The organism is Streptomyces sparsus (genome assembly GCF_054776295.1).
Genome location: NZ_BAAHCA010000084.1, coordinates 1 through 10,836 on the forward strand (window position 1 = coordinate 1; position 10,836 = coordinate 10,836).

The 10,836-nt window shown below is 71.7% G+C and carries 7 protein-coding genes; 4 read left to right on the top strand and 3 right to left on the bottom strand.

Annotated features, from left to right (window positions below; translation table 11 throughout):
- The 3 genes from ACYVE9_RS07540 to ACYVE9_RS07550 all read left to right on the top strand — a co-directional run.
- The coding region (locus tag ACYVE9_RS07540) for a serine/threonine-protein kinase (RefSeq protein ID WP_461026950.1) at positions 1-1,293 on the top strand (1,293 nt) is incomplete at its 5' end.
- A gap of 208 nt (positions 1,294-1,501) precedes the next feature.
- On the top strand, positions 1,502-3,100 hold the full coding sequence (locus ACYVE9_RS07545) for a succinic semialdehyde dehydrogenase (protein ID WP_461026951.1): 1,599 nt from the start codon (positions 1,502-1,504) through the stop codon (positions 3,098-3,100).
- 99 nt (positions 3,101-3,199) lie between these two features.
- The gene (locus ACYVE9_RS07550) at positions 3,200-5,023 is read left to right on the top strand and encodes an FAD-dependent oxidoreductase (protein WP_461026952.1); all 1,824 of its coding nucleotides are present in this window, start codon (positions 3,200-3,202) and stop codon (positions 5,021-5,023) included.
- A 173-nt stretch (positions 5,024-5,196) separates the two neighbouring features.
- Here the strand turns inward: ACYVE9_RS07550 and ACYVE9_RS07555 are convergent, their stop codons facing one another.
- Both ACYVE9_RS07555 and ACYVE9_RS07560 read right to left on the bottom strand, forming a co-directional pair.
- On the bottom strand, positions 5,197-6,750 hold the full coding sequence (locus ACYVE9_RS07555; protein ID WP_461026953.1) for a pectate lyase family protein: 1,554 nt from the start codon (positions 6,748-6,750) through the stop codon (positions 5,197-5,199).
- A gap of 823 nt (positions 6,751-7,573) precedes the next feature.
- On the bottom strand, positions 7,574-8,722 hold the full coding sequence (locus ACYVE9_RS07560; RefSeq protein ID WP_461026954.1) for an LAETG motif-containing sortase-dependent surface protein: 1,149 nt from the start codon (positions 8,720-8,722) through the stop codon (positions 7,574-7,576).
- A 2-nt stretch (positions 8,723-8,724) separates the two neighbouring features.
- Between ACYVE9_RS07560 and ACYVE9_RS07565 the strand changes: the two genes are divergently transcribed.
- Positions 8,725-8,982 carry a hypothetical protein gene (locus ACYVE9_RS07565; protein ID WP_461026955.1) on the top strand — a complete coding sequence of 86 codons (258 nt, stop codon included), beginning with the start codon at positions 8,725-8,727 and terminating at the stop codon, positions 8,980-8,982.
- A 265-nt stretch (positions 8,983-9,247) separates the two neighbouring features.
- Here the strand turns inward: ACYVE9_RS07565 and ACYVE9_RS07570 are convergent, their stop codons facing one another.
- On the bottom strand, positions 9,248-10,645 hold the full coding sequence (locus tag ACYVE9_RS07570) for a jacalin-like lectin (protein WP_461026956.1): 1,398 nt from the start codon (positions 10,643-10,645) through the stop codon (positions 9,248-9,250).
- Positions 10,646-10,836 lie beyond the last annotated feature (191 nt).

The following is a 10,836-nucleotide window of genomic DNA, read 5'->3' on the forward strand; positions in this document are numbered from 1 at the left end:
CTCGCCGCGGAACGCGCCCGGCAGGCCCGCATGACGATGGTCGGCGCCGTCACCGAGCGCTGGGCGCCGGAGCAGGCCGGACCGGTCTACGAGAACTGGCGGCTGGCGCCGCCGGTGGGGCCGGCGGCCGACCTGTGGGCGCTGGGCGCGCTGCTCTTCCGGGCCGTCCAGGGGCACGCTCCCTACCCCGAGGAGAGCGTCGCCGACCTGGTGCAGTGCGTGTGTGCCGAACCGCCCGCGTTCGCCGAGGAGTGCGGGGCGCTGCGTCCGGTCATCGAGTCGCTGCTGCGGTCCGACCCGACCGAGCGCACCCAGTTCGAGGAGCTCAGCGGCTGGCTGCGGTCCATCATCAGGTCCGCCCCGGAACCCGAGGTGGGCCGGCGTACCGTCACCGCGCAGCCGCTGCTGGAGGCCGGTGGGCGGACCGACCCGCGACGGCTGCCGATCCTGCGACGGCGCGGTGAGCTCGTCAGGCGGCGCCGCGCGGAGAAGCAGCCGGTGCACGTCGCCAGGCGCCGCCACCGCAGGGCGCAGCGGGCCCACACGCCGCAACGGCTGGGCCGCATGCTGCTCGGCCTGGTCCTGCTCGGCCTCGTCGGGGCGGTCGTCTACGCGATGGCCTTCCTGCCGAAGGCGGACAGCACCGGGCAGAGCGGCAACCAGCGCGGGTCGGTGAGCGACGAGCCCGGCGACGCCGCGCCCCCGCAGCAGCCGTCGGCCCCTCCGGAGGACGACGCCGCCGAGGAGGACGAAGCCCCTCCGGAGGACGAGGCCTCGAAGCCCCCGCCGTCGGACACGCCCGGCGGCGACAGCACTCCGCAGTCCGGGCAGCCGGGGGTGGCGCCCGAGGGCTACACGATGCGGGACGACCCGTCCGGGTTCTCGATCGCGATTCCGGAGGGCTGGGCACGGGGCCAGACCAGCGGCGGGCAGGTGCGGTACAGCAAGGGCGGCCTGGAGGTGATCGTGGTCCCGGGCCGGGACAGCACCGACCGCTACGGCAGCGACCCGCGCGCCTACCAGCTCACCGACCAGCCGGAACTGGCCGCCTACCGGGAGAGCAACGGTTGGAAGACGGTCAGCGGGGTGCGCAGCATCACCGTGGGGGACACGGCCATGGCGGAGGGCGAGTTCGCCTGGGAGAGCGGAGGTGAGAAGCGCGTGCTGCGCAACCGGGCGATGGTGCTGGGCGGCCGGTACCACGTGGTGCTGGTCCGGGGCCCGCAGAGCCGGCAGTCGGAGATCGACGCCCACTTCTCGCAGATCGTCGACACCTACCGCGCCACCGGCTGACGCGTCGGCGACGGTCACCCACGCCGCGAGGCGGTGCCGCGCCACCCGTGCCACGCCGTCCCGCGCGGTCGCCCCGCCCGTCCGTTCCGCGCCGGGCGGACACGGCCGGGAGCGGGAGCGTCCCTGCCAGTGTTCGCTGGCAGATTGGCGGGAAAACTGGTTACCGACGGGTACCCACGGCCGGGCTGCCGGGCTTACGCTCGGCCCTATGACGACCCCGCAGGACAGCAACCCGGTGGCGCCCACTCCTCCCGGCGCCCGCACCGCAGCCGACGTGGTCACCCCGGAGCTGATCACCCGACTCACCCGCGACGTGCCCGGTTCCGGCACGACCGCCTGCCACGCGCCGTTCACCGGGGAGAAGCTGGCCGATCTGCCGCTGGCCGCTCCCGAGGATGTCACCGAGGCCTTCGCTCGGGCCCGCGAGGCCCAGCAGGAATGGGCGGCCCGGCCGGTACGGGAGCGCGCGGCGGTGCTGCTGCGCTTCCACGACCTGGTGCTGGAGCGGCAGCGCGAGGTGCTGGACCTGATCCAGCTGGAGACCGGCAAGGCCAGGCTGCACGCCCACGAGGAGGTCCAGTCGGTCGCCGTCAGCGCCCGGCACTACGGCCGCCGCGGACCGGCCTACCTCCGCGCCAAGCGGCACGCCGGTGCGATCCCCGGCCTGACCCGGACCCAGGAACTGCGCCAGCCGCGCGGGGTCATCGGGCAGGTGGCGCCCTGGAACTACCCGTTCGAGCTGTCCGTGGGCGACGTGCTGCCGGCCTTCGTCGCCGGCAACGGGGTCGTCACGAAGCCCGACACCGAGACCGCGCTGACCGCCCTGTGGGCCCGGGAGCTGCTCGTCGAGGCCGGCCTGCCGGCCGCGCTGTGGCAGATCGTGCTCGGTGACGGGCCGGTCATCGGCCCCGCGGTGGTCGACCACGGCGACTACGTCTCCTTCACCGGGTCCACCCGCACCGGACGGGACGTGGCCCAGCGCGCCGCCGTCCGCCTGGTCGGCTGCTCCCTCGAACTCGGCGGCAAGAACGCCATGATCGTGCTGGACGACGCCGACCTCGACAAGGCCGCCGCCGGCGCCGTCCGGGCCTGCTTCTCCTCCGCCGGCCAGCTGTGCGTCTCCATCGAGCGGCTCTACGTGCACGAGGCGGTCGCCGAGGAGTTCACCGAGCGCTTCGTGGCCCGCACGAAGGCCGTGCGGCTCGGCTCCTCGCTGGCCTACGGCGCCGACATGGGCTCGCTCGTCTCCGAGGCCCAGTTGCGGAACGTGACCCGGCACGTGACGGAGGCCGTCGAGAAGGGCGCCACCGTACTCGCCGGCGGCCGGCCCCGACCGGACGTCGGGCCGCTCTTCTACGAGCCGACGGTACTGGAGGGCGTCGAGAAGCCGATGGCCGTCTGCACCGAGGAGACGTTCGGCCCGGTGGTGTCCGTGTACCGCTTCACCGACCCGGCCGAGGCCGTCGCGCAGGCCAACAGCACGCCCTACGGCCTCAACGCGAGCGTCTGGTCCACCTCGGCCCGTCGCGCGCACGCCATCGCCGCCCGGCTGCGCAGCGGCACCGTCAACATCAACGAGGGGTACGCCGCGGCCTACGCCAGCGTGGCGTCCCCGATGGGCGGTATGGGCGACTCCGGGCTGGGTCGGCGGCACGGCTCGGAGGGCATCCTCAAGTACACCGAGGCGCAGACCATCGCCCACCAGCGGCTGCTGCCGCTCGCCCCGTCGCTCGGCATGGACGACGAGCGCTACGCCGCGTTCATGACCCGCTCGCTGAAGGCGCTGAAACTGCTCCGCTTCCGCTGACCGCCACCCGGCCCGCCGCCCCCGCCCGTTGTCCGCCGCCCCGCCCGTACTCCCGGCCCGACGCGTTCCGCCCGTCCGTACTTCTCCTCGGAGGTCCCCGTGTCCCAGCATGGTTCCGCCCGGCGCCGGCCCCCCGGCGCGGGCCCGGACGGGTACGACTACGACGTGCTGATCGTCGGCTCCGGTTTCGGCGGCTCGGTGTCCGCGCTGCGGCTCACGGAGAAGGGCTACCGGGTCGGGGTGCTGGAGGCCGGGCGCCGGTTCACCCGGGAGAGCCTGCCGAAGACCTCCTGGGACCTGCGCAACTACCTGTGGGCCCCGGCGCTCGGCCTGTACGGCATCCAGCGCATCCACCTGCTGAACAACGTGATGATCCTGGCCGGCGCCGGTGTGGGCGGCGGTTCGCTGAACTACGCCAACACCCTCTACGTGCCGCCGGAGCCGTTCTTCAAGGACCGCCAGTGGAGCGGCATCACCGACTGGCAGGACGAGCTGCACCCGCACTACGAGCAGGCCGGCCGCATGCTGGGGGTGCGGCTGAACCCGACCATGACACCGTCCGACGTGCACCTCAAGGCGGTCGCCGAGCGCATGGGCGTCGGGGACACCTTCCACTTCGCCCCCGTGGGCGTCTTCTTCGGGGACGGCAAGGACGCCGACGGCAAGGTCACCGCCGCACCCGGCTGCGAGGCCCCCGACCCCTACTTCGGCGGCGCGGGCCCCGCCCGCAGCGCCTGCTCGGAGTGCGGCGAGTGCATGACGGGCTGCCGGCACGGCGCGAAGAACACCCTCAACGAGAACTACCTGTACCTGGCGGAGAAGGCCGGCGCGACCGTGCACCCGATGACGACCGTCACCGCCGTCGAGGAGGACGGCGACGACGGCTTCCGGGTGACGACGCGGTCCACCGGCAGGCGACGCGGCCGCCCCCGGGTGCTCACCGCCCGCCGGGTCGTGCTCGCCGCCGGCACCTACGGCACCCAGACGCTGCTGCACCGCATGCGCGACGAGGGCCGCCTGCCGCGCCTGTCACCCCGACTCGGTTACCTCACCCGGACCAACTCCGAGGCACTGGTGGGCGCTCAGACCATCAGCCGCCGCTACCGCGCGAAGCACGGCAAGGACGCCACGCTGGACTTCACCCGGGGGGTGGCGATCACCTCCTCCATCCACCCGGACGCCAACACCCACATCGAGCCGGTCAGGTACGGCAAGGGGTCCAACGCGATGGGCAGCCTGACGACGCTCCAGGTGCGGCCCCACAGCAGGCTGCCCCGGCTGCTCGCCCACCTCGTGACGTGCGTGCGGCACCCGGTGCTGCTGATGCGGTCGCTCTCCAACCGCAAGTGGTCCGAGCGCGTGATCATCGGTCTGGTGATGCAGACCCACGACAACTCGCTCACCACCTTCCGCAGGAGCAGGCGGCCCGGCAGGGGACTGCTCACCGCGAAGCAGGGCCACGGCGCGCCGAACCCCGTGCACATTCCGCAGGGTGCGGCGGCGGCCGCGAAGCTCGCCGAGGAGATCAACGGCTTCGCCGGCAGCAACGTGGGTGAGGTGATGGGCACTCCGCTGACCGCTCACTTCCTGGGCGGCTGCCCGATCGGCGCGGACCCCGAGCAGGGCGTCATCGACCCCTACCACCGCCTCTGGGGCCACCCGGGCATCTCGGTGGTGGACGGCTCGGCGGTCTCGGCGAACCTCGGCGTCAACCCGTCGCTGACCATCACCGCGCAGGCCGAGCGCGCCATGTCGCTGTGGCCCAACAAGGGCGACGCCGACGCCCGTCCCGAGCAGGGCGCGGACTACGTGCGGTTGGCCGCGGTGGAGCCGAAGTCCCCCGCGGTACCGGCTGACGCCTTCGGCGCGCTGCGCAGCCCCATCCTGCCGATCCCCGCCGTACCGCCGAAGCTCATGGACTGACCGCCGCCCCGCCACAGGCCCGGGCCTGCGCACCGCTGGGGCCGGCGCCCCGAGCCCGGGGCGCCGGCCCGGGACCGGTTCGTGCCGTTTGTTGCCGTTGCCGTTGCCGTTGTTGCTGCCGCAGTCCGTCCGGGACCGGGGACGTCGGCCCCGAACGGACGGCGGCAGGGTGACTAGCCGGTGTAGGTCGCGTACTCGGCGACCTTCGGGGTGCCGCTGGAGCTGGTGATCTCGAAGGTGATCTTGCGCAGCGAGGTCTTGGCGAAGCTGATGACGCCGGCCCCCTCGCCGGACTTCAGGACCGCACCGGTGTCGGCGTTGAGGACCCGCCACGAGCCGATGTTGCCCTCGGCACCCGCTGCCTCACGGATGTCGATCATGGACACCGCGGTGGCGGAGCCCCACTTGATCGAGACGGCACCGGTCGAGCCGGCCGGTGACCAGTGGGTGCTCATGTCGCCGTCCCGCACGTTGCCGTAGCTGGTGCCGGAGGCCTTGCTGGAGCCGTCGGAGCCGGCCCCGATGCTGAGGTTGGTCCCGCCGGGCTCGGTGGGCGTCGGGGTCGGGTCGGTGGGCGTCGGGGCGGGGTCGGTGGGCGTCGGGGTCGGGTCGGGGTTCTGCGGCGAGCAGTTGCCGTCCGACTCCCGCAGGCCCTTGTTCGCGCCTGCCGTCTGGCTCACGATCGCCGGCACGCAGCCGGCACCGTCCAGGCTGTAGGAGTAGGGAATGCCGACCGTGGTGTTGGACTGCGGGTTCGGGCCCGCGGGGTTGTTCTCGCTGCCCCGGCTGGACCAGGTCACGTTGTCGAAGGTGTTGCCGCTGACCTGCCAGTAGCCGGCCTCGTTGGTGTAGAAGGTGCCCAGGACGTCCTTGGAGTCCTCGAAGTAGTTGTTGTCCACCTTGGCGCGGGCCCCGGCGCGGGAGTTGATGCCGGACGAGTTCAGCCGCTTGTAGTGGTTGTTGTACATGTGGCCGATGCCGCCGCGCAGCAGGGGGGCGCGGGAGTCGATGTTCTCGTACAGGTTGTGGTGGTACGTGACGTAGCCGTTCGAGCGGTCGCTCTCGCTGGACCCGACGAGACCGCCGCGGCCGGAGTTGCGCAGGATGCTGTAGGACAGGGTCACGTACTGGGTGTTGTTCTTCATGTCGAAGAGGCCGTCGTACCCCTGCGACTCCCCGCCCGACGCCTCCAGGGTGACGTGGTCGACCCAGACGTTGCGGACGCTGCTCTCCATGCCGATGGCGTCACCGCCGTTGGACGTGGGGGAGCCTGACTTCTTGACGTTCCGCACGGTCACGTTCTGGATGATGATGTTCTTCGCTTCGCGGATGTGAATTCCCAGTTGGTCGAAGACGGCTCCGCGGCCGACCCCGACGATCGTGACGTTGCTGATCTGCTTGAGCTCGATCCTGTCCGCGGCGGTGTTGCAGCTGTCGCCGGAGACCTTGCTGGTGTTGCCGTGGTTAATGGTCCCCTCGACCTGGATCGTGATCGGGGTGCTGCTGCTCGCCCGGGTGCAGAGAGCGGTGTGGATGGCGGTTCCGCTGGTGGCGCGGACCGTCTGCCCGCCCGCGCCGCCGGTGGTGCCGCCGTTCTGGCTCGCGTAGCCGGTGGCGGAACCGGCCGCCGCCGAGGCCTCGGGCACGGTCAGGACCGCGCCGGTCACGACGGCGATGGCCGTGGTGGCCAGTGCCGCACTGAGTCGCACTGCGACTGGTCGTCTCATCGTGGTGTCACCTTTCGTCTTCGGATGCTGGGCGTTGCTTATGCATATCGCGATCGTTGCGCCTGGCCGTCGCGAATGCCGGGCCCGCCGCGTGGGCAGGCCGCTGTCGGCCCGGTGGGGGTGCTCTCCTGGAAGGTGTGCCGGGTCGGTGGGACCGCCGTTGCCCGGACGTTCGGGATGGTTCGGACCCGCGGTGGGCCCGTTGAGGCCGTGCGCTCCCGTCTGCTCAACCGGTCGTGCTGCCTGGGGTGTGGGGTGGTGTCGGAGGGACGGTGCCGCCCGGACGGCGGACGGCGGACGGCGGACGTCGAAGCCGACGGTCCGACCAGCCGCCGTCACCAGCCGCCGTCGCCGTCGAAACCATGACGAACAGGGCGCCGCGGGTGCGCCGGTGGGTGTCCTTCGTCCCATGGCGCGTCGACGTCCTTCGTCACGCTCCCGCACCGGATCGGTGGCGGCTCGTGCGGAGAAGCCGCAGCGGGTGCTGCGGCGGCCGCCTCCACCGGGACCGTCCCTTGCCCAGGAGAAAGCGCTTTCTGTCCGTGAGCATAGGGCGGCATCCGCTGGACTGACAAGGTTCGTGCGTCAGTCACCGTCCGTGCACACCAGGGGAGTTGGACGATGCTGAGGGGACGTGCGGCCGGGAGCCGGGTGCCGGGAGCCGGCCGGAGCCCGGCGGGCAGTGTTCGGCCCCGCGCACAACGACGCCGGCCCCCGGGACCGGAACCGGTCTCGGGGGCCGACGTCACGCACGGGGCAGGGTCACCGTCCCCCTCGGGGGAGCGGGCCCGGACACGTGTCAGGTGTGCTGTCCGCGCTGACCTCAGGCAGCGGCGGTGGCGTCCGTGTCGTCACCGGAGCGACGGCGACGGACGACGAACATGGCGCCGGCGCCGAGGGCGACGGCAGCCGCGCCCGCGAGGGCGAACATCGGCAGGTTGGAGTCGGAACCGGTCTGCGCCAGCTCGCCGGTGACCTCGACCTCGGTGACCTTGTCGGCCTCGATCGGCTTCTTGCCACCGGTCTGCGGCTTGGGCTTGGCCTCGCCCGGCTTCTCCTCCGGCTTCGAGCCCTCCTTCAGGACGTCGAAGAAGTACACCCACTCGTTGTCGTCGTGGGAGACCCAGCAGCCGCCGTCGGCGGTGGTGTACTCACCGGCGCCGATGGCGATGCCCAGCGAGTAGGGGACGGAGGCGTCGACCTTCAGTCGCAGCTGGAAGGTGCGCTTCTCGCCGGCCTTCAGTGAGACCTGGGTGAAGTAGCCACCGGAGCCGAGGTCGTCGCTGACGGTCCGCCACTGGTCACTGGTGGCGTCGTACGCCTGGAGGGAGAACTCGTCGAAGAAGACGTGCTTCTCGGTCTCCGCCCACACCGCGACGAACGGCGCGACACCGTCGATGGTGGCCTTGCCGCTGTTGTGCATCTGGAGCTGGAAGGTGTTCCAGCCGGAGCCCGCCACCACGGCGTCGGGCAGGCCGCCCAGCGAGGTCTTCAGGCTGTCACTGACCTGGTAGACCTCCTCGCCGTTCTCGTCTACCTCGCACTCGAAGGGACGAGTGCCGTCGTCCTTGCCCTCGTCCTCCTTGCCGTCCTCGTCCTTGCCCTCTTCGCCCTTGCCGTCCTCGTCCTTGTTCTCGTCCTTCTCGTCGTCCTGCTTCTCGTCGTCCTTGTTCTCCTCGTCCGTCGAGCCCTCACCCGGGGTGCCGGCCTCGGACTCCTCGTCCGTGGCCTTGTCGCCCTCGGGGATCTCGTCCTCACCCGCCGGCTCACCCGCGGACTCGGAGGTCTCCGGCTCGGCGGTCTTCTCGTCCTCGGGCGCCGGCGCGTCAGTGGTCGGCGCCGGGTCGGCGGACTCGCTGACGGACGGGGAGTCGGTGCTCTCCGTCGCGTGGGCGGCCGACGCGGCCAGCAGGGCGGCGGGGGCTATGACGGCTGTCGCAGCGGCTGTCGCGACGGCACGGCGGATACGCATGCATGACCTCTTCGTGGTCGGTGACGGCAAACAAGCAAAAAGAGAAAAGGGCCGGCGCTGCGGTGGGGCGCGGCTCGGCAGACCAGCACAGTAAAGCCGAGTTAAACGCCCTGTCAGGAGGGTTGACCGAGGTGGAAGTGGGCCTTGAGCTGTCGTGCATCGGTCAAAACGGGCACGCCGGGGCAGTTGCCCACGACGCCTCTGCTTTCCGTGTGGCCTATGTCACTGTGCGGCAGTGGGGGAGTGTTGCCCATTCGTGATCGTTTCTTCGACAACCTTTCTCGCGATAAGGCGTCGTGGCCTTTTCGCCGGGCGTATCTCCCGGCTTACGGAGCGAGTGCACGAAAGGGCCGCTGAGCCGCGTTCGGCCAGTTCGGACCGGGTCGGGTCGACGAGGCCGGCGAGCGGCACACCGGTACGTCGGCGCACCGGAGGCCGGCGCGCCGGGTGTCCGCGGTGCCCCTGGCAGGTTGTCCGCGCGGCTCGGCCGTACCCGACTGTCGCCTGCAACAGGCTTCCGTTTTCCTACCGTTGCCGGGTGTGGAGCACGCCGACCTTGTCGAGTTCGCTGCCCGAGCGGCCGTGGAATCCGGCGATGGCCCAGCCGGGCGGCGCGGTGAAGGTGGTGCAATCGGAAGTCGGTGTTCCGCCGGAGAGGGTGCGACCCGAACTTGTGGTGAACCGTGCCGAGAAAATGCGCGTGCGCCCATTCCGCTTGCCTTGGCAAAGGTGGAGTGAGGTGGCGTATTCGTCCGCGCCGAGCGTGAGGGAGACGGGAGTGCCGCCGTTCCCGCCATGGGAGAGCTCGGGCCCCTCGGCCGGCGTCAGCCCGATCCGGTCCACCCGTGCGCCCGCCCGCAGCGACAGCCGGACCGCTCGGGTACCTGGGGTGACCCTGTTGAGGTCGTTGAAGTGGTCACCGTGCGGTCCGCCGAAACGCTCGCTCATCCGGAACGACGGTTCGACCCGCCAGGTGAAGTCCGCAGCGATCGGATAGTGGTCCGACAGCGGCCGGTCCGCCGCGTCGCGGAAGGCGGCGTTGTCGTTGCGGTAGTCCGTCGCGGTGAGCGCGAGGTGCTTGCTGCCCCGGTACAGGATCTTGTCGACCACCTCGCACTCCTCGGTGACCGCGGCGTCGTCGCAGGCCAGCGCCGGTGAGCCGGGCGCCGGAGGGGTGCCGCCCCTGACCCGCTCCACCCAGGCGTCGGTCAGGCCGTTCTCCGCGACCAGATCCGCGATGGTGTCCCCGGATCGGGTGTAGCGCGTGTTGGTGTCGCCGAGGACGAGCACCGCGCTGCCGTCCGACCGGGTGCGCATGAAGTCGGAGAGCTGCGCCAGGTTGGCCCGTCGCGCGGCGAGATCACCGGGCTCCACCCCCGCGTCCGCGTGCACGTTGTAGAGGTCGATCCAGACGCCCTCGGCCAGCCGGAGCCGCTGGTAGGTGAAGCCCTTCGGCGTGAGGCAGTCACCCGAACCGAGTGAGCAGTCCTGCCACGTCACCCGCTCGAAGTCGCCCACGTCGTAAGGGAGATGGGCGAGCGAGTTCAGTCCGCTGCCGAACGGGACACCGCCGCTCGTCGGCGTGCGGTGCGGATGCGTGTCTGCCGCGTAGAGCGCGGCGTGGTGGTTGAAGTCCTCCTGGACGTGCACCACGTCGTACGGGTCGAGGCGCGCCCCGATGAGCGGGGTGTTCGTCGCCGGATCGCCGTTGTTGAACAGGTCGGGCAGCCCGGCGACGTTGTAGCTGAGCACCGACAGCGAGCCGCTCGCGGCGGTCGGTCCGGAGGTCGGGAGAGTCGCGGTCACCGGCGAGGGCGAGGGCGTGGGTGCCGGGGCGGCGGTGCCGACGGGCGCGGAGAAGGCCGTCGAAGGTGCGGGGAGCGCAGCGGCCAGAACCAGGGCCACCAGCGTGCGACCGAGCATTGAATGCCTCCAACTCCCGCGTGGCCAGGGGGACATGGAAGCAGAAGTCCGCCCCCGGGTCGACCCTCCCGACGGGCCGCACGGACGACGCCCGGGACGGGCGGAGCACGCGGGGGACGCGCCGGACGGAGGACACGCCGGAGGGGCGGAGTGCCGCGCGCGTGAGGGGCGGGACGGTCGGAGGCGGGCCG